The sequence below is a fragment of the Mycobacterium sp. KBS0706 genome (assembly GCF_005938675.2).
GTDB lineage: Bacteria > Pseudomonadota > Alphaproteobacteria > DSM-16000 > Inquilinaceae > Inquilinus.
On record NZ_VCCH02000016.1, the window covers coordinates 91,307 to 117,461 of the forward strand.

The 26,155-nt window shown below is 69.2% G+C and carries 26 protein-coding genes and 1 tRNA gene; 12 read left to right on the top strand and 15 right to left on the bottom strand.

All coding sequences use genetic code 11. The features are described 5' to 3' along the window. Positions 1–153: 153 nt before the first annotated feature. Positions 154–2,655, bottom strand: coding sequence for a calcium-binding protein (locus tag FFK22_RS42850; RefSeq protein WP_186002416.1), 2,502 nt, complete (start codon positions 2,653–2,655; stop codon positions 154–156). Positions 2,656–3,374: 719 nt separating this feature from the next. Between FFK22_RS42850 and FFK22_RS11410 the strand changes: the two genes are divergently transcribed. Next, positions 3,375–3,650 (top strand): hypothetical protein, encoded by a 276-nt coding sequence (locus FFK22_RS11410; protein ID WP_138888491.1) that lies wholly within the window; start codon positions 3,375–3,377, stop codon positions 3,648–3,650. Positions 3,651–3,705: 55 nt separating this feature from the next. Here the strand turns inward: FFK22_RS11410 and mgtE are convergent, their stop codons facing one another. The 3 genes from mgtE to FFK22_RS11425 all read right to left on the bottom strand — a co-directional run bounded on the left by mgtE (position 3,706) and on the right by FFK22_RS11425 (position 7,631). Beyond that, positions 3,706–5,094, bottom strand: coding sequence for a magnesium transporter (gene mgtE, locus FFK22_RS11415; RefSeq protein WP_221938530.1), 1,389 nt, complete (start codon positions 5,092–5,094; stop codon positions 3,706–3,708). 1 nt (position 5,095) lies between these two features. After that, positions 5,096–7,432 carry an NADP-dependent malic enzyme gene (locus FFK22_RS11420; RefSeq protein WP_138888489.1) on the bottom strand — a complete coding sequence of 779 codons (2,337 nt, stop codon included), beginning with the start codon at positions 7,430–7,432 and terminating at the stop codon, positions 5,096–5,098. Between the two features lie 112 nt (positions 7,433–7,544). Next, a tRNA-Leu gene (locus FFK22_RS11425) sits at positions 7,545–7,631 on the bottom strand. 59 nt (positions 7,632–7,690) lie between these two features. Between FFK22_RS11425 and lipB the strand changes: the two genes are divergently transcribed. Further along, positions 7,691–8,404, top strand: a complete 714-nt coding sequence (gene lipB, locus FFK22_RS11430) for a lipoyl(octanoyl) transferase LipB (RefSeq protein ID WP_221938531.1) — start codon at positions 7,691–7,693, stop codon at positions 8,402–8,404. On the opposite strand, the gene FFK22_RS11435 is transcribed toward lipB, so the two are convergent. The 3 genes from FFK22_RS11435 to FFK22_RS11445 are packed head-to-tail and all read right to left on the bottom strand — an operon-like array spanning position 8,405 to position 9,204. Then, entirely contained in the window at positions 8,405–8,707 is a 303-nt protein-coding gene (locus FFK22_RS11435) for a CcdB family protein (protein WP_186002417.1), read from the bottom strand. Further along, positions 8,707–8,982, bottom strand: a complete 276-nt coding sequence (locus FFK22_RS11440; protein ID WP_221938532.1) for a type II toxin-antitoxin system CcdA family antitoxin — start codon at positions 8,980–8,982, stop codon at positions 8,707–8,709. The genes FFK22_RS11435 and FFK22_RS11440 overlap by 1 nt, the downstream gene beginning before the upstream one ends. A 51-nt stretch (positions 8,983–9,033) precedes the next feature. Continuing rightward, positions 9,034–9,204, bottom strand: coding sequence for a type II toxin-antitoxin system CcdA family antitoxin (locus FFK22_RS11445; RefSeq protein WP_138888487.1), 171 nt, complete (start codon positions 9,202–9,204; stop codon positions 9,034–9,036). Between the two features lie 44 nt (positions 9,205–9,248). Between FFK22_RS11445 and FFK22_RS11450 the strand changes: the two genes are divergently transcribed. Next, entirely contained in the window at positions 9,249–10,787 is a 1,539-nt protein-coding gene (locus FFK22_RS11450) for an ABC-F family ATP-binding cassette domain-containing protein (RefSeq protein WP_138888486.1), read from the top strand. Between the two features lie 180 nt (positions 10,788–10,967). Continuing rightward, positions 10,968–12,539, top strand: a complete 1,572-nt coding sequence (locus FFK22_RS11455) for a methyltransferase regulatory domain-containing protein (RefSeq protein WP_186002418.1) — start codon at positions 10,968–10,970, stop codon at positions 12,537–12,539. Here FFK22_RS11455 and FFK22_RS11460 read toward each other — a convergent pair. From FFK22_RS11460 to FFK22_RS11485, 6 genes are all read right to left on the bottom strand, one after another. Continuing rightward, positions 12,505–12,957: an NUDIX domain-containing protein gene (locus FFK22_RS11460; protein WP_138888484.1), complete on the bottom strand. Its 453-nt coding sequence runs from the start codon at positions 12,955–12,957 to the stop codon at positions 12,505–12,507. The genes FFK22_RS11455 and FFK22_RS11460 overlap by 35 nt on opposite strands. Then, the gene (locus FFK22_RS11465) at positions 12,954–13,241 is read right to left on the bottom strand and encodes an acylphosphatase (protein ID WP_138888483.1); all 288 of its coding nucleotides are present in this window, start codon (positions 13,239–13,241) and stop codon (positions 12,954–12,956) included. The genes FFK22_RS11460 and FFK22_RS11465 overlap by 4 nt, the downstream gene beginning before the upstream one ends. Then, positions 13,238–13,687: a hypothetical protein gene (locus tag FFK22_RS11470; protein ID WP_138888482.1), complete on the bottom strand. Its 450-nt coding sequence runs from the start codon at positions 13,685–13,687 to the stop codon at positions 13,238–13,240. The genes FFK22_RS11465 and FFK22_RS11470 overlap by 4 nt, the downstream gene beginning before the upstream one ends. Continuing rightward, on the bottom strand, positions 13,684–13,986 hold the full coding sequence (locus FFK22_RS11475) for a hypothetical protein (RefSeq protein ID WP_138888481.1): 303 nt from the start codon (positions 13,984–13,986) through the stop codon (positions 13,684–13,686). The genes FFK22_RS11470 and FFK22_RS11475 overlap by 4 nt, the downstream gene beginning before the upstream one ends. Before the next feature lie 16 nt (positions 13,987–14,002). Beyond that, on the bottom strand, positions 14,003–15,967 hold the full coding sequence (locus tag FFK22_RS11480; protein ID WP_138888480.1) for an acetyl/propionyl/methylcrotonyl-CoA carboxylase subunit alpha: 1,965 nt from the start codon (positions 15,965–15,967) through the stop codon (positions 14,003–14,005). A gap of 80 nt (positions 15,968–16,047) precedes the next feature. Then, positions 16,048–16,506: an Lrp/AsnC family transcriptional regulator gene (locus FFK22_RS11485; protein ID WP_138888479.1), complete on the bottom strand. Its 459-nt coding sequence runs from the start codon at positions 16,504–16,506 to the stop codon at positions 16,048–16,050. A gap of 120 nt (positions 16,507–16,626) precedes the next feature. On the opposite strand from FFK22_RS11485, the gene FFK22_RS11490 reads away from it, so the two are divergent. From FFK22_RS11490 to FFK22_RS11505, 4 genes are all read left to right on the top strand, one after another. Next, positions 16,627–17,259: a LysE family translocator gene (locus FFK22_RS11490; protein ID WP_138888478.1), complete on the top strand. Its 633-nt coding sequence runs from the start codon at positions 16,627–16,629 to the stop codon at positions 17,257–17,259. A gap of 126 nt (positions 17,260–17,385) precedes the next feature. After that, entirely contained in the window at positions 17,386–18,666 is a 1,281-nt protein-coding gene (locus FFK22_RS11495) for a hypothetical protein (RefSeq protein WP_138888477.1), read from the top strand. Between the two features lie 103 nt (positions 18,667–18,769). Then, complete coding sequence (glgB, locus tag FFK22_RS11500) at positions 18,770–21,013, top strand: 1,4-alpha-glucan branching protein GlgB (RefSeq protein ID WP_221938533.1); 2,244 nt, start codon at positions 18,770–18,772, stop codon at positions 21,011–21,013. 44 nt (positions 21,014–21,057) lie between these two features. Next, complete coding sequence (locus tag FFK22_RS11505) at positions 21,058–21,501, top strand: DUF4279 domain-containing protein (protein WP_186002419.1); 444 nt, start codon at positions 21,058–21,060, stop codon at positions 21,499–21,501. A gap of 6 nt (positions 21,502–21,507) precedes the next feature. On the opposite strand, the gene FFK22_RS11510 is transcribed toward FFK22_RS11505, so the two are convergent. Beyond that, positions 21,508–21,729, bottom strand: coding sequence for an antitoxin (locus tag FFK22_RS11510; protein WP_138888474.1), 222 nt, complete (start codon positions 21,727–21,729; stop codon positions 21,508–21,510). A gap of 79 nt (positions 21,730–21,808) precedes the next feature. Beyond that, a complete protein-coding gene (locus FFK22_RS11515; protein WP_138888473.1) occupies positions 21,809–22,489 on the bottom strand; it encodes a hypothetical protein in 681 nt (226 codons plus the stop codon). A gap of 152 nt (positions 22,490–22,641) precedes the next feature. On the opposite strand from FFK22_RS11515, the gene glgX reads away from it, so the two are divergent. The 4 genes from glgX (at position 22,642) to FFK22_RS11535 (ending at position 26,039) form a co-directional block, all read left to right on the top strand. Further along, positions 22,642–24,735: a glycogen debranching protein GlgX gene (gene glgX, locus FFK22_RS11520; protein WP_138888472.1), complete on the top strand. Its 2,094-nt coding sequence runs from the start codon at positions 22,642–22,644 to the stop codon at positions 24,733–24,735. 99 nt (positions 24,736–24,834) lie between these two features. After that, positions 24,835–25,311 (top strand): bacterioferritin, encoded by a 477-nt coding sequence (gene bfr / locus FFK22_RS11525; RefSeq protein ID WP_138888471.1) that lies wholly within the window; start codon positions 24,835–24,837, stop codon positions 25,309–25,311. Positions 25,312–25,399: 88 nt separating this feature from the next. After that, entirely contained in the window at positions 25,400–25,660 is a 261-nt protein-coding gene (locus FFK22_RS11530; RefSeq protein WP_138888470.1) for a hypothetical protein, read from the top strand. A gap of 25 nt (positions 25,661–25,685) precedes the next feature. Then, a complete protein-coding gene (locus tag FFK22_RS11535; RefSeq protein WP_138888469.1) occupies positions 25,686–26,039 on the top strand; it encodes a DUF6152 family protein in 354 nt (117 codons plus the stop codon). Positions 26,040–26,155 lie beyond the last annotated feature (116 nt).

Genomic DNA, 26,155 nt, shown 5'->3' on the forward strand with positions numbered 1-26,155 from the left:
GCGGTGTTTCCCGGCACTGTAGCGCAGCCCGCGCCCCAAAAGAAAAACCTCGCGGTGCCTAAGCGCCGCGAGGCTGTGCTTGCTGCTGGATCGGGGTCCCGGACGCCCGTGGGCCAGGCGTCCGGGCCGATCCCCCCGACCGGCCGAAGCCGATCAGAGCACGAAGTCGCCGATCACCAGGGTGGCAGCACCCTTGACCTGGACCTCGAAGTCGGCATGGCCGTCGCCATTGACGTCGCCGCTGAGGATCCCGCCCTGGAAGTGCAACTGCCCGGCCACACCGGTGAAGTTGGCCCCACCGATGAAGGTGAAGGCCTGGTCACCGGCCGCCTTGGTGCTGGCGTCGATGAAGTGCAGGTCGATCTTGTCGCCCTGGGCATGGCTGAAGTCGGTGATCACGTCCCGGCCCGCGCCGACCACGCTCTGTGCGATCGACTGGAACCGGAAGGTGTCCGCGCCCGCGCCACCGATCAGGGTGTCGGTCCCCGAATTGCCGTCGAGGACGTCATTGCCCCCCTTGCCTTCGAGGGTGTCGTTACCCGCCCCGCCGCTGAGGCCGTTGACGGACTCGTTGCCGATCAGGCGGTTGTTCAACGCGTTGCCGAGCCCATTCCTGGCCGTGCCCAGGAGCGTCAGGATCTCGGTATTGTCGGTCAAGCCGTAGTCGATGGACGAGAACACCTGATCGGTGCCGCCATTCGCCAGTTCCTGGACCCGATCCCCATAGTTCTCGACATAGTAGACGTCGTTGCCGATGCCACCGATCATGATATCGGCACCGGCGCCGCCGGAGAGCTGGTCGTTGCCGAGGCCACCAGTGATGACGTCGTTGCCGGCATCGCCCCAGAGCAGGTCGCTGCCCGTGCCGCCACTGACGCGGTCGGCACCGGCGCCACCATGGATGATGTCGTTGCCGAGATAGCCGTTCAGGATGTCGGCATTGGCGGTGCCGTTGACGGTGTCGGCCGAACCGACCGCGTCGCCGGCAATGTTGGCCAGGGAGTTGGAGCCCAGGGCAACAACGTTCAGGACGGAGCCGAGCAGACCGCTGACGACGCTGAGCGGGCCGACATTGGTCAGGCCGCTGACATCGATGCTGAACACCGCATCGCCGAGCGAGGACAGGATGGTGTCGAGCGCCTGCTCGAGACCGACGCCGCCGCCGAGCAGGCTGCCCAGGATGCCGTCGAGGTCGATGATGCCGCCGAGGCCGTCGCCGCCCAGCAGGCCGCCGACCACGCCCTCGACCGTCGCCAGCACGCCGCCGAGGATGCCCTCGACCGCGCCGCCGAGATTGCCGAGGTCGAGGCCGCCGAGGGTCCCGCCCAGGACGTCGCCGCCGAGCAGGCCGTCGAGCAGGCCGGTGACCGTACCGAGCACGCCGCCCAGCAAATCGCCGCCCAGCAGGTCGCCGCCCAGCAGGCCGCCGAGCAGGTTCTCGACCGTGCCGACGACGCCGCCCAGCAGGTCGCCGCTGAGCACGCCGCCCAGCAGGTCCCCGCCCAGCAGGTCGCCCAGTACGCCGGTGATGCTGCCGAGCAGGTCGCCGCCCAGCAGGTCGCCGCCGAGCACGCCGTTGAGCAGGTCGGTCACCGTGCCGAGCAGACCGCCCAGCAGGTCGCCGTCGAGGATGCCGCCACCGACGCCGCCGAGCAGATCGCCGCCCAGCAGGCCGTTCAGCAGATCGCCGACCGAGCCGAGCAGGCCGCCGAGCAGGTCGCCGCCCAGCAGGTCGCCGCCGAGCACGCCGCCGACGACGCCCTCGACCGACCCGATCAGGCCGCCGAGCAAGTCGTCGCCGCCCGCGATGCCGCCCAGCAGGCCGCCGAGCAGGTCGCCGCCGCCGAGCACGCCGCCCAGCAGGCCCTGGACCAGACCGACTACGCCGCCGAGCAGATCGCCGCCCAGCAGGTCGCCACCCAGCAGGTCGCCGCCCAGGATGCCGCCAAGCAGGTCGTTCACCGTGCTGAGCAGGCCGCCGAGCAGGTCGCCGCCGAGGAGACCGCCAAGCAGGTCGCCACCGAGCAGATCGCCACCGAGCAGGCCGTTCAGCAGGTCGCCGACCGTGCCGAGCACGCCACCGAGCACATCGCCGCCCAGCAGGTCGCCGCCGAGCAGATCGCCGCTGAGAATGCCGCCGAGCAGGCCCTGGACGGTCTCAACCAGACCGCCGACGACGCTGCCGAGATCGGCGTTCAGCACGCCGCCGAGCACATCGCCGCTGAGAATGCCGCCGAGCAGGCCGCTCACCGCCTCGAGCACGCCACCGGCGGTGCCGCCCAGCAGATCGCCCTGCAGGATGCCGCTCAGCAGATCCTCGACCGAACCGAGCAGGCCGCCGGCCAGGTCGCCGGGGAGCACGCCGCCGAGCAGGCCATCGAGCAGGCCGTCGACCAGGGTAAAGACGCCGCCGAGCAGGCCGTCGGCATCAGTGCCGCCGAACACCAGGCCGTCCAGGGAGCCCAGGACGCTCTTCACCGTGCCGATCACGCCGCTGAGGGAGTCGTCGCCCAGAAGATTCCCGAGCAGACCGTCATCACCAAGCAGCCCGCCCAGAAGGCCGTCGCTGCCAAGCAGGCCGCCGAGGAGACCGTCATTGCCCAGCAAACCGCCGAGCAATCCGTCATCTCCGAGCAGGCCGTCAAGAAGACCCATGATTTCCTCCTCCAAGAAACTCTCGCCAAGCCGACAGCCCGGCCGCCGCCCACAGGGCTAGCCAGCCGGCATTCAGGCAAAAAACGATAGAGCTGTCCATGGAAATTCCCGTTTTTTACTTCTCAATGACGAAATAGACCGATGAATTTGAACCTGCATAAGCTCCATCTCTAAGATAGGTTTTATCATTTCTTTAGTAGGGACATTTAATTATTTGATTTAATAATATTATTTCCTGTGAAACTTCATGAGAGACCGTCTGCTGCGGAAAAAAGCCTTTTGGTCCGACAGGATCGAACGGATGCGCTCCGTCTCGAATCGTGCCGGCGGTTCCCGGAACGGCGCCCGCCCCGATGCAAAGCCGCAGGAAACGGCGGGAAATTCCCGGTCGGCGGATCCGCAGCGGCGATCGGCGCGGCCTTGCCGCGACCTGCCGCCGCATGGCGCGGCTGCGGCATTGCTTGTCCCGGGTGGAGAATGACGGACCGGCGACCGGGTCGACCTGCCAGGGCCGGCAGGTCCGCGATTCGCCGACCGGGCCGAGCCGAGTCGCGAGGCGATGGTCGCATTGCCGCGACGGGCGGGGTAGAATCATCGCGTTCCGTGAGAACGGCTGGACAGCAGCCGGGATCGCCTCTTACAACCCTGAGTATTCATGCCGGGATATGCACTGCACTTGCGCAGCGGCACTAGAACCGGTGAGGGAGGATATATTGAGCGTGGAATCCACAGGTATCAGCGAAGCCGATCTGCGCGAGGCCCTGAAGAAGCTGGCGGTGGCGAGCGACCTGCGCTTCGGCCAGGTGGTCGGGCTGGCGGCCGTGGTGGCGATGCTGCCGGGCGTCGAGGCGATCCCGGTCGAGAAGATCGAGGAGGTCGTCGAGCGGCTGACCCGCGGCGTTCCCGGCGGCCAGAACCTGAAGGTCCCGGCGGTCAACATCGCCCGCAACGTGATCACCGCCGCCGCCGAGGCGAAGAGCTCCGGCACCGCCTGAGACGGCCGGCCCATCCCGTCGCCGGCCGGATAGCGGCGCGACGGGATGGGCCGTGTCAGAGCAGGACCAGCGCGGCCAGGCCGAGGAAGGCGAAGAAGCCGACCACGTCGGTGACGGTGGTCAGGAACACGGCGCTGGACACCGCCGGATCGATCCCGAAGCGCTGCATCGCCAGCGGGATCACGGTGCCCGAGAAGGCGGCGGCCAGCAGGTTGATGATCATGGCCGCGCCGATCACCAGCGCCAGCCGCGGATCCCCGAACCACAGCCACACCACGCCACCGGCGATCGCGGCGAAGAGCAGGCCGTTGATCACGCCGACCAGCACCTCCTTCCACAGGATGCGGACGGCGTTGCTGTCGGTCAGCTCGCGCATCGCCAGCGCCCGCACCGCGACGGTCAGGGTCTGGGTGCCGGCATTGCCGCCCATCGAGGCGACGATCGGCATCAGCACCGCCAGCGCCACCACCTGGCTGATCACGTCCTCGAACAGGCCGATCACCGACGAGGCCAGGACCGCGGTCAGCAGATTGACGAACAGCCAGGAGAAGCGCGAGCGGGTGGTGGCGGCGACGTCGCGGTAGAGGTCGCTCTGCTCGCCGATGCCGCCGAGGCGGAAGATGTCGGATTCCGCCTCCTCGTCGATGACGTCGACCACATCGTCCAGGGTGATGACGCCGAGCAGCTTGCCGTTCTGGTCGACCACCGGCGCCGAGACCATGCCGTAGCGCCGGAACAGCAGCGCCACCTCCTCCTGGTCCATCTCGGCCGGAATGGGATGGATGTCCTCCAGTTCCAGCTCGGCCAGCTTCGCCGGGCGCCGGCCGCGCAGGAAGCGCGACAGCGGCAGCTGGCCGCGGGGGTTGCCGTGCAGATCGACCAGGAACAGGCTGTAGAACTCGTCCGGCAGGTCCTCGGCGGTGCGCAGCCAGTCGATGGTCTTGCCGACGGTCCAGTAATCCGGCACCGACACCAGCTCGCGCTGCATCAGCCGGCCGGCGGAGTATTCCGGGAAGTCCAGCCCTTCGAGCAGGACCCGCCGCTCCTCGGCCGGGATGTTGGCCAGGACCGCGTCGCGCTCACCCTCGTCGAGAGTCTCGATCAGGGCCAGCGCGTCGTCGGAATCGAGCTCCTGCAGCGCCGCCGCGACATCCTGCGGCCCGAGCAGATCCAGGACCTCCTGACGGACGTCCTCATTCAGCCACGCCAGCGCCTCGGCGTCGGTGGTCAGCTGAATCCGGATCAGGCCGACGACGACGCGCCGGTCGTCCGGATGCAGCGCCTCGAGCAGCGTCGCCAGGTCGGCGGAGTGGAGCGGCGCCAGCCGCTCCTCCACCTCGGCGAGGCGATGGTCGTCGAGCGCCTGCTCGATCTCCTGCACGAAGCCGGGCGGCAGGCCGTATTCCTGGGCGTCCGCAGTCTGGCCGTCGGGCGCCGCCGTCACCTCACACCGACAGGGCTTCGAGCGCCACGTGCGACGCCTGCCGGGCATGGGCGTCGATCGGGCAGACCGCCCCCGCCAGCTGCGCGTCAACCGTGGCGATCGCGGTGACGTTGACCAGGCCGCGCACCGTCACCGACGGGGTGACGATATGCGCCGGCCGGGCGACGCCGAGCAGCATCGGGCCGATCGAGATCGCCTCGCCCAGCACCTTCAGCATGTTGAAGGCGATGTTGGCGGCGTCGAGCGAGGGCAGCACCAGGAGGTTGGCGCTGCCGGTCAGCTTGCTGTCCGGGAAGATCCGCTGGCGCACCTCCTCGGACAGCGCGGCGTCGGCATGCATCTCGCCCTCGACCTCGAGGTCCGGCGCCTGCTCGCGGATCAGCGACAAGGCGTGGCGCATCTTCACCGGCGACGGCCCGTCCATGGTGCCGAAGTTGGAATGCGACAGCAGCGCCACCTTCGGCACGATGCCGAGGCGCCGCACCTCCTCCGCCGCCAAGAGCGTGGTCTCGGCGATCTGCTCCGGCGTCGGGTCCGGGGTGATGTAGGTGTCGGCCAGGAAGAAGGTGCCGCGCGGCAGCACCAGGGCGCTGAGCGCGGCCGGGGTGGTCACCCCCGGCGCCAGGCCGATGACGCTGAGGACGTCGCGCAGATGCGGCCGGTACGGGCCGTAGCTGCCGCAGACCATGGCGTCGGCCTCCTGCTTCTGCACCATCAGCGCCGCGATCACGGTCGAGTTGGTGCGCACCACGGTGCGGGCGACGTCGGGCGAGACCCCACGCCGGGCCAGCAGCTGGTGGTAGAGGCGCCAGTATTCGGTGTAGCGAGGGTCGCTCTCGGGATCGACAAGCTCGACGTCGCGGTCGAGCTTCAGCCGCAGGCCGAGCTTCTCGATCCGGCGCTCGACCACGCCGCGGCGGCCGATCAGGATCGGCTTGGCCAGCTGGTCGTCGAGCACGATCTGGACCGCGCGCAGCACCCGCTCGTCCTCGCCCTCGGCATAGACGACGCGCTTGGGCTCGGCCTTCGCCAGGGTGAACACCGGCCGCATCACCAGGCCGGAGCGGAACACGAATTCCTCCAGCTTGCCGGTATAGGCGGCGAAATCGGTGATCGGCCGGGTGGCGACGCCGGAATCCATCGCCGCCTTGGCCACTGCCGGCGCGATCTTGATGATCAGCCGCGGGTCGAACGGCTTCGGGATCAGGTATTCGGGGCCGAAGCTGAGCTGCTGGTCGCCATAGGCGGTGGCGACGATGTCCGACCCCTCCTGCATCGCCAGGTCGGCGATGGCCTGCACCGCGGCGATCTTCATCGCCTCGTTGATCGCGGTGGCGCCGACATCGAGCGCGCCGCGGAAGATGAAGGGGAAGCACAGGACGTTGTTGACCTGGTTCGGATAATCCGACCGCCCGGTCGCCATCACCGCGTCGGGGCGGATGGCCTTGACCTCCTCCGGCATGATCTCCGGCGTCGGGTTGGCCAGCGCCATGATGATCGGCCGGTCGGCCATGCGCTTGACCATCTCGGCGGTCAGCACCCGCGGCGCCGACAGGCCGAGGAAGATGTCGGCGTCGCCGATCACCTCGGCCAGGGTCCGGGCCTCGGTCTTGCGGGCGTAGCGCTGCTTGCGCGGGTCCATCAGCTCGTTGCGGCCGTCCCAGACCACGCCGGCGATGTCGGTGACCCAGATGTTCTCGATCGGCAGCCCCATGTCGACCAGGAGGTCGAGGCAGGCCAGCGCCGCGGCGCCGGCGCCGGAGGTGACCAGCTTGACCGATTTCAGGTCCTTGCCGACGACGCGCAGCCCGTTGGTGATGGCGGCGGCGACGATGATGGCGGTGCCGTGCTGATCGTCGTGGAAGACCGGGATCTTCATCCGGGCCCGGGCCTTCGATTCGACCTCGAAGCACTCCGGCGCCTTGATGTCCTCGAGGTTGATGCCACCGAAGGTCGGCTCCAGCGCCACGATGATGTCGACCAGCTTGTCCGGGTCGGTCTCGTTGACCTCGATGTCGAAGACGTCGATGCCGGCGAACTTCTTGAACAGGACGCCCTTGCCCTCCATCACCGGCTTGGACGCCAAGGGGCCGATGTTGCCGAGGCCGAGGACCGCGGTGCCGTTGGTGATGACGGCGACGAGGTTGGCCCGGCTGGTGACGCGCGATGCCTCCTGCGGGTCGGCGACGATCGCCTCGCAGGCCGCGGCGACGCCCGGGGAATAGGCCAGCGCCAGGTCGCGCTGCGTCGCCAGCGGCTTGGTCGGCGCCACCGCGATCTTTCCGGGTGTCGGGAGACGGTGGTAGTCGAGCGCGGCTTCGCGCAGATCGCTGGACATCACGGGATCCGGGACAGCGTTACGGGTCGAGCCGTTATAGGCAGCGTTCCGCCCGGGCGGAAGGGCCGCGAAATGCGAAAGGCCCGCCGGTGAGGGCGGGCCTTGCGAAGAATGGTGCGGTCGAGAAGACTCGAACTTCCACGGGGGTTAGCCCACAGCGACCTCAACGCTGCGCGTCTACCAATTCCGCCACGACCGCACGGCAGGCGCGCCCACGAGGGGCTTGCCTTCCGAGGTGCGGGGGGATTAGCAGATCGGATGCGCCCGATCAAGCAGCCCGATGAGATGATCGCGATTCCGTCTTCCATCCTCGCCGAAACCGCGGTTCCGGGCGGTCCGGACCGGTCCGGGCCCGACTGGCGCATCGACGACGGCGCCGTGCCCTATCCCGAGGCGCTGGCGGCGATGGAGGCTCGGGTCGCGGCGATTCGCGCCGGCACTGCGCCGGAGTTGGTGTGGCTCCTGGAGCATTCGCCGCTCTACACAGCCGGCACCAGCGCCCAGGACACCGACCTGCTGACGCCCGACCGCTTCCCGGTCCACCGCACCGGCCGCGGCGGCCAGTACACCTATCACGGGCCGGGGCAGCGGGTCGGCTACGTCATGGTCGACCTGAAGCGGCGCAACCCGGATGTCCGCGCCTATGTGCATTCCCTGGAGGAGTGGCTGATCCGCGCTTTGGCGCGGTTCCAGGTGAAGGGCGAGCGGCGCGAGGGCCGGGTCGGTATCTGGGTCGAACGCGACGGAGTCGAGAAGAAGATCGCCGCGATCGGCGTGCGGATCCGGCACTGGGTGACCTTCCACGGCGTGGCGCTGAACGTCGATCCCGACCTGTCGCATTTCGCCGGCATCGTGCCCTGCGGCCTGGCGCAATACGGCGTCACTTCGCTGGTCGATCTCGGTCTGCCGGTGACCATGGCGGATGTCGACCTGGCCCTGCGCGAGGCCTGGGACGAGGTGTTCGAGGGGTAGTCAGAAGCCCTGGAACAGGAAGTCCAGGGCGTCGACGATCGCCGAGTGCTGGTCGGCCAGAGAGGCGATGGGACTACCCAGTTCGGAAGCTCGAACCGCCCCCACATGCGTCGTCTGCAGAAAGTATCTCTGGCCGTCGATCGAGAGGATCGGCTCCAGCCGTTCTTGCTGCCCGCCTTGGTAGGCAGATAGCGGGATCAGCGGAACCACGACCCGTGTGGCGAGATGGTCGTGGAACTCCGACTGCACGTTCAGCACCAGCCTGCCGCCAAGCCTGCTCACGCGATGCACATCGAACCGCATCAGAAGAGTCGCAGCGATTCCAGGGTCAGCCCGTGCTGCTCGACCCATTCGTTGTGGCTCTTGATCGCCTCGGCGTTCCGCTGCTTCCAGAGCTCGCCCTCATGACGGCGCACAGCCTCGACGATAGCGTCTTCGGCAATCCTGGAGATATTGAGGCCGTATTCCTTGGCCCGCCGGGTCGCCTCTGCCGAGAGGGTCAGGTTGGTTGCGCGGCGTGGGGCGCGCCCTTCGTCGATCATCGTCATAACCATAATATGCGCATTCACGATGCGCATCACAAGCCTGCACTCGATCAGCCTTCTGCTCGGTGAGCGAGATCGACCCGATCAGAATCGACGGTACTTGGCGAAAATCAGCCCTTCCCGCTCGACCCGCTCATTGTAGCTCCGGATCGCCTCGGCGTTCTCCTCCTTCCAGCGCTCCGCTTCTTTCCGGCGCCTGGCCTCGTCGGCCGCGTCCTTCGGGTCACGATCTTTCGTCTGGTTCCGCTCGGGCATCTGATACGCTCCCCCGTGCGATCGCCGCAGTCCCGAGTCCCATCATGCTCCTCCAGGCCGAAGCCATCACCCTCAAGATCGGCGGCCGGGCGCTGTTCCAGGATGCCAGCTTCACCGTCCAGCCCGACGACCGGATCGGCCTCGTCGGCGACAACGGCAGCGGCAAGTCGACGCTGATCCAGGCGCTGCTCGGCGAGATCGAGCTGGACCGCGGCCGCGTCGCGCGGCGGCGCGGCCTCCTGGTCGGCCATGTGCCGCAGGCGGTGCCGGCCGGGTTGCTGCCCCTGACCCTGCACGAGGCAATGGTGACGGCCCTGCCCGAGGCGGCGCGGGACGACCAGTCCTGGCGCGCCGACATGGTGCTGGACGAGCTGGGGATCGAGCCCGAGCAGTGGCACCAGCAGAAGGTCGCCGAGCTGTCCGGCGGCTGGCAGCGGCTGCTGCTGGTGGCGCGGGCGACGCTGGCCGACCCGGATCTGCTGATCCTGGACGAACCGACCAACCATCTTGACGTCGGCAAGGTGATGCGGCTGGAGCGCTGGCTGACCGAGCATCTGCGCCTGCCCTTCATCCTGGTGTCGCATGACCGCGAGTTCCTGGACCGGGTCACCGCCCGCACCATCATCCTGCGCGGCGATCGGGTGCGGACCTACGGCACATCGTTCTCGCAAGCGCGACAGGAGCTGATCCGCGAGGACCTGGCGGCGCTGCAGCAGGCCGAGCGCGACGAGAAGGAGGTCGAGCGGCTGGAGCGCGCCGCCAAGCGGCTGATGCTGTGGGCCAATCTGAAGGGCCACAACCCCGGCATGGCCCAGCGCGCCAAGGCGGTGGCGTCCCGCGCCGAGCAGCGCCGGGCGGAGGCGACGGTGGCGCATCGCGAGGCCCGGCGGGACATCAACCTCGACAGCAGCAAGGTGCAGCGCGCCACGCTGGTGCGGCTGAAGGACCATGTCGTGCGCACCGAGACCGGGCGCGAGCTGCTGCGCATTGAGCAGGAGTTCATCCACCGCGGCGACCGCATCGCGATCCTGGGCCTGAACGGCACCGGCAAGTCGCACCTGATCCGCGACCTGATGGCGGCGATCACCCGGGCCGTGGCAGGCAACGCGCCGCTGGGCCAGTCGATCACCGCCAACCCGCAGCTGCGGCCGGGCTATCTCGACCAGCACCTGTCCGACCTGCCGCGGCAGATGCCGGTGAACCGGGCGCTGCAGGCGGCCTCAACCCTGCGCGACGCCGAGCTGGTGCGCGAGCTGCACAATATCGGCATCCCGATCGAGAAGCAGGCGACGCCGATCGCCAATCTCAGCTACGGCGAGCAGCTGCGCGTCACCTTCCTGCTGCTACGGCTGCGCCAGCCCAACATCTACCTGCTGGACGAGCCGACCAACCACCTGGACATCGCCGGGCGGGAGCGGCTGGAGGACCTGCTGTCGCGCGACGACACGACCTGCGTCTTCGTCACCCACGACCGCCGGATGCTGCGCGGCATCGGCACGCGCTACCTGGAGATCCGCAACCGCCGGCTGATCGAGGTCGACGGCCCGGACGAGTTCCTGGAACGGGCCGCCGCCGCGGCTTGAACCGGCCGGGACCATGCCCGGCCGGCCCCGTCGCCCACCCTCGCATATGCGGCTAGGAAAGCACTCCGATCCATGGTTAGGATGGGTCGTTCCGAGGGGCGGCCATCCGTTCGGAGCGGCCACCGAGACGGCTGCCAGCCGAGGACACATAACGGGCGATTTCAAGCCGACGGAGTGCGCATGTCCGACGTCATCGATCAGATCCGGGACGCCTACGACACGGTCCCGTATGACTCCCATTCCTTCCCGGCCACCTCCCCGGACCATCTCGAGACGGTCGCGCATCTCTTCGGCCTGTCGGCGCCACCGGTTGCGACCAGCCGGGTGCTGGAGCTGGGCTGCGCGTCCGGCGGCAACATCCTGCCGCTGGCGCTCCGGTATCCGGAGAGCCGCGTGGTCGGCATCGACCTGTCGCCGGTCCAGATCGCCGCGGGGCGGAAGGCCGCCGCCGAGCTCGGGCTGACCAACATCGAGCTGCACCAGGGCGACCTGGGCGAGATCGCGCCGACGCTCGGGGTCTTCGACTACATCATCTGCCATGGCGTCTACAGCTGGGTGCCGCCGGAAGTGCAGGAGGCGATCCTTCGCGTCTGCCGCGAGAACCTCGCCTCCGACGGTGTCGCCTTCATCAGCTACAACTGCTATCCCGGCTGGAAGGCGAAGGAAGTGGTGCGCGACGCCATGATCCTGCGCGGCCGCCATGCGGAGTCCAAGGAACAGCCGCTCGCCTATGCGCGGGGGATGATCGATTTCCTCTCCGGCGTCACCGATCCCAACAGCCTGATGGGCCGTATCGTGGCGGAGCAGAGCGGCACGCTGAAATCGTTCCATGAATCCTACCTCCAGCACGAGTTCCTCGAGCTCTACAACTCGCCCTGTTATTTCGGAGCCTTCGTCGCGGCAGCGGAGACGGCCGGGCTGGCCTATCTCGGCGATGCGGTGCCGTCATCGATGTTCGTCGCCAATTTCGGCGCCTCCGTCGCCGCTCCGCTGCTGAAGGAATGCGGCGACAGCCAGATCCGGCTCGAGCAGTATCTCGACTTCGTCAGCAACCGGACCTTCCGCCAGACCCTTCTGGTCCATGCCGACCGGGCCGGGGACATCTCCTACCGCCTCGATGGCGAGCGGCTGCGGGCGTTCCATGTCGCCGCCTTCCTGCCGCCCCAGGGCGATGCGGTGCTGGATGATGCGCCACGGCCCTATGGCCCGCCGGGCAGCCGCCCCCTGATCCTGCCGCAGCGATCGCTCAAGGCCGCGGCGGCGGCGCTGACGGCAGCCTGGCCGGGAACGCTGGATTTCCGGTCGCTGATGGCGGCGGTCGAGGCCGCCCTTCCCGGCGAGATGCCGGCAGAAGCGGAGGCGGAGGTGACCGACCTGATCGAATTGCTGGTGATGCAGGATCGCGGGAAGGTCCGGCTGAGACCGGTGGCCAAGCCGGAACCGGCCTATGCGGTGCCCGAAGCGTGGCGGCGCTATGCGGCCTGCACGGGGAAGGCGGGGATGGCCCGCATCGCCAACGCCTGGCACGAATCGGTCGTCCTCGACGTGGTCGAACGCTGCTTGATCGTGAATCTCGACGGAACGCAGGAGGACGAGGCCCTGGTCGAGCGGCTCGTCGAAAGCGTCGCGACGGGCGATCTGTCCTTCAAGATTGCCGACCGGACGGCGAACGACCCGGACGAGATCCGGCGCTGCGCCGAGGAGCATCTCGACCGGGTCATCGCCCGGTTCCCCCAGCGGTTCGTGTTCTGAGCGGCATGGGCGCGGCCTCAACCGATGCCGCCTCCAGCGCCACCCGCGTGGCCAGGGTCAACGGTTGCGGGAGCGCGTCGAGGGTGAACCAGCCGGTCGCAGCCAGTGCTGCCGGCTCGCGGTTGACCGGATCACCCGCCGCGATGACGGCGCGATAGACCGGAGCCACCCAATGGCTGCCGGCGGCGCGGTCGATCTGGTCGACCAGGCACAGCAGCCCGTCGAGCCGCAGCGTCACGCCCAACTCCTCCTCGATCTCGCGCAGCACCGCAGCCTCGATCGTCTCGCCGAAATCGACCTTGCCGCCGGGCAGGCCCCAATGCCCGGCCTCCGGCTCGCGCCGCCGCTGCACCAGCAGCAGCCGGCCGGCGGCGTCGCGGATGAAGGCGCCGACCCCGAGCCGCGGAGCCTCCGTCATAGCGTCGGCCCTTGGGCGAAGCCGGGATGGTCGGGCGGCTCCGCCTCCGTCGCCTGGATCCGGTCGACCAGCGCCATTCCCGGCCCATGCCGGCAGGCGGCGGCCACCCGGTCGACCGCCTCGGCCGGGCCGGACAGCAGCGCCTCGACCGAACCGTCGCGGCGGTTGCGGACCCAGCCGTCGAGCCCGGCCGCTTCGGCCTGGCCAGCCAGCCAGGCGCGGTAGCCGACGCCCTGGACCCGGCCGGTGATGCGCAGCGACAGCGCCTTGCGGTCCCCGCTCATGCCTCCTCCTCTTCCGGCAGATCGCCGCCATAGAGCGCGGCGGCGACCAGGCGGATGGCGAAGCGCGCCTCGGCCTCAAGCCGCTCGGCCTCGAACCAGTGCATGTCGACCGTCAGCGTCGGCGGGTCGGAGACGTGCAGCGCCCGGTTGCGGGCCCGGCGCAGCACGTCGAAGCGCTCGTCCAGCCCGGCCTCGGCGAACAACGTCCCAGCGTTGAGATACGGGTCGACGACCCGGCCGGACGCGATCGCCTGCTCGCGGAGATGCGCCTCGATCACCGCGACCGCCAGGATCACGGTGGCGACCCAGGCGCCGGCACCGAACACGGTCTCGAGCTCGACCAGCAGCGCCTGGGTGTGCTCGCCGACGGGGCTTCCTCCCGGCGCCGCCATGACGTCGGCGAACCAGCGGGTGCGGGCCTCCGCCTCGTCGCCAGCGGGTTTCACTGGGCGAAGATCTCCTCGCATTTCTTCAGGTCGCCCTCGATTCGCGTCTTCTCCGCGCTGGGCGGGCGGTTCGGGCCGGCCATGTCCTTGATCCGGGTGCAATAGTCGGCCCAGGCGCCCATCGCCCGGTCGTCGACCCGGATCATGAACGGGTCGGTCGGGCCCGGCGGCGGATGCAGATCGTCGCCCTTGATCGAGGCGATCGGCGGCGGCGGCCCCGGATTGTCCGGCGGGGTGAAGCCGTCGCCGCAGCCCGCCAGCAACAGCACCGGCAGGACGATACGGATGACTCGGTTCATGGCTCTCTCCCGGCCCTCAGGCCGCTGCGAATTCCAGGATCTTCTGGTCGACCGCCAGGCTGTCGCCCGGTTTGGCATGCAGGGCGCCGACCACGCCGTCGCGCTCGGCCCGCAGGATGTTCTCCATCTTCATCGCCTCGACCACCGCCAGCTCCTGCCCGGCGCGCACCGGGTCGCCGGCGGCGACCGCGAGCGAGACCAGCAGGCCCGGCATCGGCGACAGCAGGAAGCGCGACATGTCGGGCGGCACCTTGACCGGCATCAGCTCGGTCAGGGCCGCGGCGCGCGGCGTCAGCAGAACCAGGTCGGCCTCGCCGCCGGCATGGGTCAGGCGCAGCCCCACCGGGCGGCGGTCGACCTGCGCCACCATGCGGGCGCCGTCCACCGTGCCGTCGAACAGCGTCTCGCCCGGCCGCCAATGGCCCTGGATGGCGAAAGACCGGCCGTCGAGCGTCACGCGCCAACCATCGGCATCCGGCGCCACCGTCACCGGCCGGTTCTGTCGGCCGGAACGTAGCACCCAGTCCCGCGCCCCCGCCGCGGCGCCCCGCAGGACGGCCTGGCGGTGCAGCAGGGCGGCGCCGAGAGCGGCGACGCGGTCGGCGGCCTCGCCCGCCGGCGCGGTGCCATGAAAGCCGTCCGGGAACTCCTCGGCAATGAAGCGGGTGGTCAGCCGGCCCTCGACGAAGCGAGGATGGTGCATCAGCGCCGCCAGGAACGGGATGTTGTGGCTGACGCCGCGGATGACGAAGCCGTCCAGAGCGCTGCGGATCGAGGCGATCGCCGCGTTCCGGTTCGGCCCGATGCCGACCAGCTTGGCGATCATCGGGTCGTAATGCATCGAGATCTCGCCGCCCTCGTCGACGCCGGTGTCGACCCGGACCCCGGGTCCCTCCTCCGGCGCGCGGTAGCGGATCAGCCGGCCGATCGAAGGCAGGAAGCCGCGCAGCGGGTCCTCGGCATAGACCCGAGCCTCGATCGCCCAGCCGTCGAGCCGCACATCCTCCTGCCGGAACGGCAGCTCCTCGCCGGCGGCGATGCGGATCATCAGCTCGACCAGGTCGAGCCCGGTCACCGCCTCAGTCACCGGATGCTCGACCTGCAGCCGGGTGTTCATCTCCAGGAAGTAGAAGGAGCGGTCGGCGCCGACGATGAACTCGACCGTGCCGGCCGAGCGGTAGCCGACCGCCCGGGCCAGGGCGCAGGCCTCCGCCCCCATGGCGCGGCGCATCGCCTCGTTGACGAAGGGCGACGGCGCCTCCTCGATCACCTTCTGGTGGCGGCGCTGGATCGAGCATTCGCGCTCGCCGAGATAGACGGTGTTGCCGTGGCTGTCGGCCAGCACCTGGATCTCGATGTGGCGCGGCTCCTCGATGAACTTCTCGGCGAAGATCCGGTCGTCGCCGAAGGCGGAGCGCGCCTCGTTACGGGCGGAGCGGAAGCCCTCGCGCGCCTCGTCATCGTTGCCGGCGACGCGCATGCCCTTGCCGCCGCCACCGGCCGAAGCCTTGATCATCACCGGATAGCCGATGCGGCGGCTGACCTCGACCGCCTCCTCCTCGTCGGCGATCGGCGCCAGATGGCCGGGCACGGTCGAGACGCCGGCGGCCTGGGCCAGCTTCTTCGATTCGATCTTGTCGCCCATCGCCTCGATCGCGTGGACACCCGGGCCGATGAAGGCGATACCTGCCGCCTCCAGCGCCGCGCAGAAGCGCGGATTCTCCGACAGGAAGCCGTAGCCGGGGTGCACCGCCTGGGCGCCGGTGGCGCGGCACGCCTCGACGATGCGGTCGATCACCAGATAGGACTGGGCCGAAGGCGCCGGGCCGATCGGCACCGCCTCGTCGGCCATGCGGACATGCACCGCATCGGCGTCGGCCTCGGAGTAGACGGCCACGGTCTTGATGCCCATGCGCCGCGCTGTGCGGATGACGCGGCAGGCGATCTCGCCGCGATTGGCGATCAGGATCTTGTCGAACATCGTCCCTTCGGAGGCGGTCGGGCCATGGCGCAACATTGCGTCCCAGTCATGCCGCACCGCAACTGGAAAGCGGCCGAGGGTCACTCCCCCGCCGGCGGCAGCACCCGGCCGGCGACCGGCGAGGACAGGATCAGCGAGGAGGTGGTGGCGCCGAAGGCGGCGAGGCGCAGCAGGATCTCGTCGAGATGCTGGATCGACCGGGCCACCAGCTTGAACACATAGGCGTCCTCGCCCGCGACCTCGTGGCACTCCACCACCTCGGGCACGGTGCGGGCGAAGGCCTCGACTGCCGGGAACGCCTCCGCCCGGCAACGCAGCCGGACGAAGGCGGACAGGCCGTAGCCGAGCCGGCCGCGGTCGACCTCGGCCCGGAAGCCCTTGATGATCCCCTGATCCTCCAGCCGCTTCACCCGCTCGGCCACCGCCGGCGGCGACAGGCCGACCAGCCGGCCGAGCTCGGCATAGCTGGCGCGGGCGTTTTCCTGCAGCGCCAGCACCAGGGTGCGACCGATGGCATCGAGGCGGAGTTTCGCATCCATCCGAATCGCCCCCGTTGGTTTCGCTCTCGCATTGGTTTAATCGAAGGGCCGGCGAACCACCATTCGCGATCGCCCTGTTGTAACACGACGTAACACGAGGCCGGCGGCACCCCATACGTGATGACCGATCCCTTCCTGTTCGCCAAAGGCGTCGCGCTCGGTATCGCCATTGCCGCGCCGGTCGGCCCGATCGGGGTCCTGTGCATCCGCCGGACGCTGATCCACGGCACCCGCTTCGGCATCCTGACCGGCATCGGCGCTGCCTTCGCGGACGGGCTGTTCGGCCTGATCGCCGCCTTCGGCATGGTGGCGATGAGCGCCTGGCTGATCACGCTGAAGGACGCGCTGCACCTGATCGGCGGCACCGTCCTGGCCGCGCTGGCCGTGCGCACCCTGCTGCATGCCGGCCATATCGAGCGCGACCCGGAGACCGGGCGGACCGAGAGCAGTGAGATCACGGCGGTGGCCACCGCCTTCCTGCTGACGCTGAGCAACCCGATGACGATCCTGACCTTCGCCACCGCCTTCACCGCGGTCGGGCTGGCCGAGACGCTGTCCATCGCCTCCGGCTTGATCCTGGTCGCCGGGGTGCTGGTCGGCTCCGCCTCCTGGTTCACGGCGCTGAGCTTCATCGTCTCGGCCACCGGCGGCCGCCTGACCCCGCGGACGCTGCTGTGGATCGACCGCGTCGCCGGGGTGCTGCTGCTGCTGTTCGCCGCCTATATGTTCCTGGCGCTGTATCTGCGCTGGTGAGAGCCTGGCCGCTGCGCTTCGTTCTCCCGCATTGACAAGCCGCGCCGCTCTGGACGAGTGTGGCCCGCCCTGCGGGAAAGGCTCGAGACTAACCCGCCCGGAGACATCACACGGACGCGTCCTGGAATGAATCTTTCGACCCTCCGCGCCGGCGCGGCGCTGCTCCCGCTCTTGTTCGCCGTCCCGGCGATCGCGCAGCAGGCATCGCCCCCGGCGAAGCCGGCGGAGGCGCCCGCGGCTCCTGCCCAGCCGGCTCCGGCCCAGGCTGCGCCACAGGGCCAGCAGGCCCCGATGCCAAAGGAGTTCCGCATCGACGCCGGCGGCTGGAAGGGTGGCGCCGTCCCCAACCCGACCAACAAGCAGTTCAGCCATTGCGACGTGTCGAAGGCCTATGATGGCGGGCTGACCCTGGCGTTCACGCTGAACCCGAACTACCAGCTCAACGTCGCCGTCGTGAAGCAGAACTGGGGCCTGAAGGAAGCCGACAAGGGCAAGGGCCGCATCCGGGTCGATGCCACCTACGACAAGCCGTTCGACGTCGTTCCGGTCTCCCCGGTCGCCTATGTCCTGCCGGTCGGGCAGGACGCCGATCTGATGCAGCTGCTGGCCAAGGGCAGCAAGGCGATCGTGACCACCCCGAAGGGCGAGTTCACCTTTGCGCTCACCGGCACCGGGGCCGCCCTCGGCGGGCTGCGGGACTGCATCGAGACCGCGCGCAAGCTGATCGCCCAGGCCCAGGGCAATGCCGGCGGCCAGCAGGGCCAGCAGCAGGGGGGCGGCGACCCGCGCACCCTGATCGGCGCCCAGGGCTTCGGCATGCCGGTCGGCGCGCTGCAGGACATCCTGAACGGCGCCGGGATCAAGGATGTCGGCATCGCCGACCCGCGCAAGCTGCCGCGCGACCCGCTGCAGATCAACCAGGCCTGGCAGGTCGGCACCGACGGCAAGGTCGTCGGCGGCCTGCACCAGGAGCCGCGCGGCGACGCAGTCGAGATCGACCAGTTCGCCAAGCGCTATCTCGAGATCATGAAGTCGGTGTGCGGCACCGACTGGCAGAGCAGCGACCAGCCGGCCGCGATCGAAGGCCCCTACGCTGTCAAGCGGGCCGAGTTGAGCTGCACGATGAACCAGCAGAAGATCGCGGCGTCGCTGGTCTTCACCCTCGACGATAACTACTACAGCGCCTTCTTCCACCAGGCGCTGCAGACCGACAAGGCGCTGGCGGACGACGCCTCCGGCAAGCTGGCCACCTTCATCCAGACGCAGATGGCGGCGGTCGAGGCGGAGAAGCAGAAGCAGGAGAGCGGCCAGGCCGCCCCGGCTGAGACGCCGGCCACGCCGCCGGCCGACGGCACCCAGCCGCCCGCGGCCACTCCGGCACCGGCGACGCCGCCTTCCGGCAACTGACCGGTCTTATCCCGGAACTCGACGCGAGGGCGGATCCATCCCGGATCCGCCCTTGTTGTTTCCGGCAGGAACCGGTCAAGATCACGGGAGGATGGAGATGCCGATGACGCGAACCGATTCCCGCCCTTCGGCCGAGCCGGACGCCCGGACCAGCCTGACCGGTCCGGCCGATATCGCGGCGCTGGTCGCGTCCGACCACCGCGACCCGTTCGGCGTGCTCGGCCCCCATCCAGACGGCAACGGCACGGTGCTGCGCTGCCTCCGCCCCGACGCGGCGGCGGTCGAGGCGATCGACCCGGACAGCGGCGCGGTGCTGGCCCGGCTGGAGCGGCGCCACGCCGACGGGGTGTTCGACGGCCGCATCGCCCGCCCCTTCCCGCAGCGCTACCGGCTGCGCGTCGACTACGGCACTGCCGGCGGAATGTGGGAGATCGAGGACCCCTACCGCTTCCCGTCCAGCTTCGGCGAGCTCGACCTCCACCTGCTCGGCGAGGGCATGCATCTGGAGCTCTACGAACGGCTGGGCGCCCATCCGCGGACGCTGGACGGGGTGGACGGCACCGTCTTCGCCGTGTGGGCGCCGAATGCCCGCCGCGTCGCCGTGGTCGGCGACTTCAACAACTGGGACGGGCGGCTGCATCCCATGCGGCTGCATCCCGGCATCGGCGTGTGGGAGATCTTCCTGCCCGGAATCGGCCCCGGCGCGTCGTACAAGTTCGAGATCCGCGGCCCGGACGGCGACCTGCTGCCGCTGAAGACCGACCCCTTCGCCTTCCGCGCCGAGCATCCGCCGAAGACCGCCTCGATCGTGCACGGCCTGCCCGACCCCAGCTGGGACGACGCCGAGTGGCTGGCCGGCCGCGCGGCGGCACAGCGGCGCGACGCGCCGATCAGCATCTACGAGGTGCATCCGGGATCCTGGCGCCGGGTGCCGGAGGAAGGCGGCCGGCCGCTGTCCTGGCGCGAGCTGGGCGACCAGCTGGTGCCCTACGCCGCCGGCCTCGGCTTCACCCATATCGAGCTGCTGCCGGTCAGCGAATACCCGTTCGACGGGTCCTGGGGCTACCAGCCGATCGGCCTTTACGCCCCGACCAGCCGCTTCGGCCCGCCGGAGGATTTCGCCGCCTTCGTCGACCGCTGCCACCGCGCCGGCCTCGGCGTGCTGCTGGACTGGGTGCCCGGGCATTTCCCCAAGGACGAGCACGGCCTGGCCCGGTTCGACGGCACCGCGCTCTACGAGCACGCCGACCCGCGCCAGGGCATGCACCAGGACTGGGGCACGCTGATCTACAATTACGGCCGGGCCGAGGTGTGCAACTTCCTGCTCGGCAACGCGCTGTTCTGGCTCGACCGCTTCCATGTCGACGGGCTGCGGGTCGATGCCGTGGCCTCGATGCTGTATCTCGACTACAGCCGCAAAGCCGGGGAATGGGTGCCGAACCGGTTCGGCGGCCGCGAGAACCTGGAGGCGGTGGAGTTCCTGCGCCAGACCAATGTCGAGGTGTTCGGCCGGCACGAGGGCGTGACCACCCTGGCCGAGGAATCGACCGCCTGGCCGGCGGTGTCGCGCCCGGCCCATCTCGGCGGGCTCGGCTTCGGCTACAAGTGGAACATGGGGTGGATGAACGACACCCTGCGCTACATGCAGAAGGACCCGGTGCACCGGCACTGGCACCATTCCGACCTGACCTTCGGCCTGCTCTACGCCTTCAGCGAGAATTTCGTGCTGCCGCTGAGCCATGACGAGGTTGTGCATGGCAAGGGGTCGCTCCTGGGCAAGATGCCGGGCGACGACTGGCAGCAATTCGCCAATCTTCGGGCCTATTACGGCTTCATGTGGGCCCATCCGGGCAAGAAGCTGCTGTTCATGGGCGGCGAGTTCGCCCAGCGCAACGAATGGAGCCACGACCGCAGCCTGGACTGGCACCTGTTGGACGCCGAGCGCCACGCCGGGGTGCAGCGGCTGATCGGCGACCTGAACCGGCTGTACCGCGAGCTGCCGGCGCTGCATGTGCATGACTGCGAGCCGCAGGGCTTCGACTGGGTCGACGCCAGCAACAGCGCCGATTCGATCCTGGTCTGGCTGCGCCGCGGCGACGAGGGCGACCGGCCGGTGCTGGCGGTGTCGAACTTCACCCCGGTGCCGCGCCAGGGCTACCGCATCGGCGTGCCCCATGGCGGCCGCTGGATCGAGCGGCTGAACACCGACGCCCAGGCCTATGGCGGCTCCGGCATCGGCAATTTCGGCGGGGTCGAGGCCGAAGCCTCGCCCTGGCACGGCCGCCCGTGCTCCCTGGTGGTCACCCTGCCGCCGCTGGCGACGGTGCTGTTCGAATGGGCGGGGTGAGGCGGCCAACGCCAAGGTCCACGCCTCGGAGCGGGAGCGCAGAGGTGCCGGAAGCCGATGACGAGCCGATATACCAGGCCTTCATGGCTTGCCTGCGCATCTTTGCGGATGATCTGCCGCATGACGAGATCACGCGGACACTCGGGGTCCAGCCGACGATGCGACGCAAGCGCGGCGATCGCCGTCGTCCCGGATCACCCCCAGCGAAAGATGCGGCGTGGCATTTCCAGCCGCCTGTGCCGGAAGACTGCGACCTGTCGGACCATCTCCGCGCCCTGTGGCAGGTGATCGCGCCGCATGTCGCCTACCTCCGCGACCTCAAGGCGCGCGCCCAGATCGACATCTTCTGCGGTTACCGCTCGAATCACGGCGGCGCCGGCTTCGAGGTGGCGCCTGACGCGCTCGAGCCGTTTGTTGCCCTCGACATTCCATTCAGCGTCTCGGTGATTATCGACGGATATGTCGTCGACCGGCTGAAGCTCCAATAATCTAAACTATGCTTCCCTCTCCTGCGGAGGCGGGTCGTATCGATCTTCGATGCCGGTCGGAAGCTCGGCCAACAACTCGAAGGCGCGAGCCATGCCGCGCCGCTTCTCGCGCAGCACGATCTCGTCACCACGACGGAAGATCTCGACGTCCCGGCCTTCGAAGCGGAACTGCTTCGGCAGTTGAACGGCTTGGCCGTTGCCCGACCGGAACACGCGGGCCTTGGTCATGGCACCCTCCTGGGATGCGGGCTGGGTTCGCGGACGCGTACCCAGCCTACGTCGTCCGGACAGAACTGTCGCCCTGCCCTTACGGCTTCGGCGCCTCGGCCTGGCGCTTCAGCTCTTCCTGCGTGCGGGCGATCTGGGCCTGCAGGTCGGCGAGCTGCTGGCGGGCCGTGGCGAGGTCGCCCTGGGTCTTGCCCAGCTGTTCCGTCGCCTGCGCCAGCTGACCGTTCACCGCCGCGGCATCGGCGTTGAGCTTGCCGTAGCTGTCGCGCTGCGCCGCCTCCTGCGAACGGAGCTGGTCGATCTGGCCATTGATATCGGCGATCTCGCCCTGCTTCGCGGCGAGCTGCGACTCGGCCGCCTTCGCCTGGTCCTGCGTCGCCTGGACCCGCGCCGCGGCGGCGTCGGCCTCCTGCGTCGCCTGGTCGCGGCGCTGGTTGGCCTCGGCCAGGGCGGCCCGGCCCTGCTGCAGCAGCGCCTGCAGCTTCTCCGATTCGGCCTTCAGCGCGTCGCGGTCGGCGCCGGCCCGCTTCAGCGCCGCCAGATCCTGCTCCGCCGTCTCGAGCTTGGCCTGCAGCCCGTCGCGCGACTGGCCGGCGCTCCGGCTTTCGACGCCGAGATAGATCGCCGCCACCAGGGCGACGAAGGCGACGATGATCGCGGCGATGACGGCGATTCGCGGCGCTTCCCCGTCGCGCGGGGGAACGGGATGCGGATCGGTCGGCCCGGCCGGGCTGTGATCGGGATCGGCGAGGGTCGTCACGCGGTCGGTCCTTTCGGCAGGTCGGCTGGGCAACGCCTAGCGGCGAAACTTGGTGAAAAAGTGTCGGCGGTGGCGGCGGCGCGATGGCCGGTGGACGGCCCCCGCCCGCACGCCCCATCCTGCCCGCGGGACAGGATCGAAGGAACCCCGCAATGCCGCTGCCCGATCGGATTCCGGCCGGCCGCCCCTGGCCGCTCGGTGCGACGCTGACCGAGGACGGGGTGAACTTCGCCCTGTTCTCCGCCCATGCCGAGCGGGTCGAGCTGTGCCTGTTCGATTCCGAGGGACGGCAGGAGGTCGCGCGCCGCGACCTGCCGGCCTGCACCGACCAGGTCTGGCACGGCTTCCTGCCCGGCGTCGGGACCGGCACGGTCTATGGCTACCGTGTCCACGGCCCCTACGCGCCCTTGGACGGTCACCGCTTCAATCCGAACAAGCTGCTGCTGGACCCCTATGCCCGTGGCCTGGCCGGCGGCTTCCGATGGGATGATTCGGTGCATGGCTACACCCGCGGCGACCCGGCGTCCGACCTGTCCTTCGATCCGCGCGACAGCGCCCCCTTCGTGCCGAAATCGGTGGTGATCGACCCGGCCCATGAATGGGAGGGCGACGAGGCGCCGCGCACGCCCTGGTCCGACACGGTGATCTACGAGGCGCATGTGCGCGGCCTGACCATGCGCCATCCGGGCGTGCCGGAGCCGCTGCGCGCCACGCTGGGCGGGCTGGCCCATCCGGTGATGGTCGACCACCTGCGCCGGCTGGGAATCACCGCGGTCGAGCTGATGCCGGTGCACGCCTTCCTGGACGAGCGGGCGCTGGTCGAACGCGGCCTGAAGAACTACTGGGGCTACAACACCACCGCCTTCTTCGCCGTGCACCCGGCCTATGCCGGGCCGCTGGCCCCGCTCGACGCGCTGCGCAACGCGGTCAAGGCGCTGCACCGGGCCGGCATCGAGGTGATCCTCGACGTCGTCTACAACCACACGGCGGAAAGCGACGTCTTCGGCCCGACCCTGAACTTCCGCGGCATCGACAACCTGTCCTACTACCAGCACACGGCGCATGACCGGCGCGAGCCGTTCAACCCGACCGGCACCGGCAACGCGCTGGACCTCGGCCATCCGCGGGTGCTGCAGATGGTGATGGACAGCCTGCGCTGGTGGGTCGAGGCGGCGCATATCGACGGTTTCCGCTTCGACCTCGCCACCACTTTGGCCCGGGTGGAGTGCGACTTCACCTCCAGCGCGCCCTTCCTGCAGGCGGTGGCGCAGGACCCGGTGCTGGCGCAGGCCAAGCTGATCGCCGAGCCCTGGGACATCGGGCCGGGCGGCTGGTGCGTCGGCCAGTTCCCGACGGGATGGTCGGAGTGGAACGACCATTACCGCGACGGCATCCGCCGCATCTGGCGCGGCGATCCGGGCCAGCGGCCGGAGCTGGCGCGGCGCCTGTCCGCCTCCGCCGACCTGTTCGACCATGACGGCCGCGGCGCCCGGGCCGGCGTCAACTTCATCACCGCCCATGACGGCTTTACCCTGGCCGACCTCGTCTCCTATGCGCAGAAGCACAACGAGGCCAATGGCGAGGGCAACCGCGACGGCACCGGCGACAACCACTCCGACAATTGCGGCGCCGAGGGCCCGACCGACGACCCGGCGATCCTGGCCCGGCGGCTGCGACGGCGGCGCAATCTGCTGGCCACGCTGCTGTTCAGCCAGGGCGTGCCGATGCTGCTGGGCGGCGACGAGCTGGGCCACAGCCAGCAGGGCAACAACAACGCCTATTGCCAGGACGGACCGCTGACCTGGCTGGATTGGGCCGACGCCGATCCCGGCTTCCTCGACTTCGCCGCCCGGGTGGTGGCGCTGCGCCGAGTGCATCCGGCCCTGCGCCAGCCCCGCTTCCTGCACGGCGCCCCGGGCAAGGACGATCTGCCCGACATCGCCTGGCTGCGGCCGGACGGTCAGCCCATGACCGGCGCCGATTGGGACGACCCCGGCCAATCCGTGCTCGGCGTGCTGCTGAGCGAGCCGACGGCGCCGCCGCTGCTGCTGCTGTTCAACCCCGGGCCGGAGGACACCGGGTTCGCCCTGCCGCCGCTCGGCGCCTGGCATCCCTGGCTCGACACGGCGCGCACGCCGAGCGTGCCGAAGCTGGAGGCGGCGACCTATCCGCTGGCGGCGGAAAGCCTGGTGCTGCTGGCGCTCGGCGCCGCCTCGCCAGCAGAGATCGCGAATGACTTTCAATAAAGCTGCGAGTGTCTCTCAATCACAGAAAGTAAAACTTTACCGATTCCTGTAATCACTCTAAGGTGCCTCCGAGATTGACGAACACTGGCCGAGGCGACGATGCAGGGCGACAAAAAGGTTCTCACCCACCTGAACGCGGTGCTGAAGAACGAGCTGACCGCGATCAACCAGTATTTCCTGCATGCGCGGATGCTCAAGAACTGGGACGTCAAGCGCCTGGCCAAGAAGGTGTATGAGGAATCGATCGGCGAGATGAAGCACGCCGATCTGCTGATCGAGCGCATCCTGATGCTGGAGGGCCTGCCGAACCTGCAGGATCTCGGCAAGCTCGGCATCGGCGAGAACGTGCCGGAGATGCTGGAATCGGATCTCGGCCTCGAGACCTTCAACCAGAAGACGGTGAAGGAGGCGATGGTGCACTGCGAATCGGTGCGCGACTTCGTCTCCCGCGACATCCTGCTGAAGATCCTGGATGACACCGAGGAGCACATCGACTGGCTCGAATCGCAGCAGTACCTGATCAGCCAGATGGGGCTGCAGAACTACATCCAGCTGGTGTCCAGCGAAGAGAGCTGAGCCCGGCCTCCCTGCGCCGACCGGCAGAGCCCCGCTTCGGCGGGGCTTTTTTCGTGGTAGGCTGAACCGATCATCAGCGAAGCGCGCCATGCCTGCCGAAGCCCAGATCAGGGACATCTTCACGTTGACCGGCCGCGGCACAATCCTCCTGCTTGAGCACGGCTTCAGCGGCCGAATTCGCATTGGCCAGACCGTATCGAGTGAACACGGCCAAGCGACGGTCCTGGGTGTCGAGCTCGGGCGTCCAGCCTTTGTTGGCGTCCTGGTCGACATCCTGGATGCCCGGGAGATCTTTCGGCCCGGCGACGCGCTGCGGTTTACTGATCCGGCGGAAGACACATCTTCATAGGGCTGGACTCGCAGGGAGCTGCCTCATGCCCAAGATCGCGTCCCTCCCCGTTCTCCTGCTGGCGGCAGTCGTGCCCGCCACCGCCCTGGCCCATCACGGCTGGAGCTCCTACGACGCCAACACCACGCTCACGCTCTCGGGGCCGATCGAGACCGCGAGCTACCAGAACCCGCACGGCCAGATCACCCTGACCCAGGACGGCAAGTCTTGGCAGGTGGTGCTGTCGCCGCCGTCGCGCATGGACCGCCGCGGCCTGCCGCGCGAGGACCTCGTGGTCGGCAAGCCGGTGACCGTGGTCGGCTATCCCAGCCGGGTGGTCGCGGACGAGATGCGGGCCGAGCGGATCACCATCGACGGCCGCACCGTCGAACTGCGCTGAGCCGATGGAGCACGGCCCCCAGGGCAGCGGCTTCCTCGCCGAAAGCGCGGCGCTGCTCGAGCGCTCCCCGTTCGGCGCGCTGATGCGCGATTCGCTGTGGCTGTATCCGGCGGCTA

Coding starts and splice junctions, on each gene's coding strand:
- FFK22_RS42850 (WP_186002416.1), bottom strand. CDS start 2,655: ATGGGTCTTCTTGACGGCCTGCTCGGAGATGACGGATTGCTCGGCGGT.
- FFK22_RS11420 (WP_138888489.1), bottom strand. CDS start 7,432: ATGTCCAGCGATCTGCGCGAAGCCGCGCTCGACTACCACCGTCTCCCG.
- lipB (WP_221938531.1), top strand. CDS start 7,691: ATGCGCCCGATCAAGCAGCCCGATGAGATGATCGCGATTCCGTCTTCC.
- FFK22_RS11435 (WP_186002417.1), bottom strand. CDS start 8,707: ATGCGGTTCGATGTGCATCGCGTGAGCAGGCTTGGCGGCAGGCTGGTG.
- FFK22_RS11440 (WP_221938532.1), bottom strand. CDS start 8,982: ATGCGCATCGTGAATGCGCATATTATGGTTATGACGATGATCGACGAA.
- FFK22_RS11445 (WP_138888487.1), bottom strand. CDS start 9,204: ATGCCCGAGCGGAACCAGACGAAAGATCGTGACCCGAAGGACGCGGCC.
- FFK22_RS11450 (WP_138888486.1), top strand. CDS start 9,249: ATGCTCCTCCAGGCCGAAGCCATCACCCTCAAGATCGGCGGCCGGGCG.
- FFK22_RS11455 (WP_186002418.1), top strand. CDS start 10,968: ATGTCCGACGTCATCGATCAGATCCGGGACGCCTACGACACGGTCCCG.
- FFK22_RS11460 (WP_138888484.1), bottom strand. CDS start 12,957: ATGACGGAGGCTCCGCGGCTCGGGGTCGGCGCCTTCATCCGCGACGCC.
- FFK22_RS11465 (WP_138888483.1), bottom strand. CDS start 13,241: ATGAGCGGGGACCGCAAGGCGCTGTCGCTGCGCATCACCGGCCGGGTC.
- FFK22_RS11475 (WP_138888481.1), bottom strand. CDS start 13,986: ATGAACCGAGTCATCCGTATCGTCCTGCCGGTGCTGTTGCTGGCGGGC.
- FFK22_RS11480 (WP_138888480.1), bottom strand. CDS start 15,967: ATGTTCGACAAGATCCTGATCGCCAATCGCGGCGAGATCGCCTGCCGC.
- FFK22_RS11485 (WP_138888479.1), bottom strand. CDS start 16,506: ATGGATGCGAAACTCCGCCTCGATGCCATCGGTCGCACCCTGGTGCTG.
- FFK22_RS11490 (WP_138888478.1), top strand. CDS start 16,627: ATGACCGATCCCTTCCTGTTCGCCAAAGGCGTCGCGCTCGGTATCGCC.
- FFK22_RS11495 (WP_138888477.1), top strand. CDS start 17,386: ATGAATCTTTCGACCCTCCGCGCCGGCGCGGCGCTGCTCCCGCTCTTG.
- glgB (WP_221938533.1), top strand. CDS start 18,770: ATGACGCGAACCGATTCCCGCCCTTCGGCCGAGCCGGACGCCCGGACC.
- FFK22_RS11510 (WP_138888474.1), bottom strand. CDS start 21,729: ATGACCAAGGCCCGCGTGTTCCGGTCGGGCAACGGCCAAGCCGTTCAA.
- glgX (WP_138888472.1), top strand. CDS start 22,642: ATGCCGCTGCCCGATCGGATTCCGGCCGGCCGCCCCTGGCCGCTCGGT.
- bfr (WP_138888471.1), top strand. CDS start 24,835: ATGCAGGGCGACAAAAAGGTTCTCACCCACCTGAACGCGGTGCTGAAG.
- FFK22_RS11530 (WP_138888470.1), top strand. CDS start 25,400: ATGCCTGCCGAAGCCCAGATCAGGGACATCTTCACGTTGACCGGCCGC.
- FFK22_RS11535 (WP_138888469.1), top strand. CDS start 25,686: ATGCCCAAGATCGCGTCCCTCCCCGTTCTCCTGCTGGCGGCAGTCGTG.